This window comes from Paenibacillus lacisediminis, from assembly GCF_046567315.2.
In genome coordinates this window covers 1-578 of record NZ_JBKIAX020000047.1, presented here as the reverse complement: position 1 = coordinate 578, position 578 = coordinate 1, and the positions used below count along the sequence as shown (strand labels likewise).

The 578-nt window shown below is 47.2% G+C and carries 1 tRNA gene and 2 rRNA genes; all 3 read right to left on the bottom strand.

Features of this window, described 5'->3' with window-relative positions:
• Positions 1-120 (bottom strand): 23S ribosomal RNA (locus tag ACLD72_RS32215); the annotation flags it as partial.
• Positions 121-309: 189 nt separating this feature from the next.
• Positions 310-385, bottom strand: a tRNA-Ala gene (locus ACLD72_RS32210).
• Between the two features lie 78 nt (positions 386-463).
• Positions 464-578 (bottom strand): 16S ribosomal RNA (locus ACLD72_RS32205); the annotation flags it as partial.

The window sequence follows — 578 nt, the reverse complement described above, 5'->3', positions numbered from 1 at the left end:
ATTCGGATATCCCCGGATCGATGCTTGCTTACAGCTCCCCGAGGCAGTTTCGTTGTTCGCCACGTCCTTCTTCGGCTCCTAGCGCCTAGGCATCCTCCGTGTGCTCTTAGTAGCTTAACCATGATTTTTCCCCAAGGGAAAATATCAAACCACTAATATCTTCACTTGTTTTGACACAAGTTCAGCTAAAAGGATTGTTCTAAAACGCAAATTTCGTTTCGTTATCCAGTTTTCAAGGATCAATGATGAAATTTTGTAACGATCACGGAAAGTGACGTTCAAAATTTCAAAAAAATTGATGAAATTATATGGTGGAGCCAAGGAGGATCGAACTCCTGACCTCCTGCTTGCAAGGCAGGCGCTCTCCCAGCTGAGCTATGGCCCCGCAAATTCCATCAAAACTGAACAAATGGGAACACGTCAATTTTGTACCGTTCCGTTACAGGAACGAAGTACTCCATAGAAAGGAGGTGATCCAGCCGCACCTTCCGATACGGCTACCTTGTTACGACTTCACCCCAATCATCTACCCCACCTTCGGCGGCTGGCCCCTTGCGGTTACCTCACCGACTTCGGGT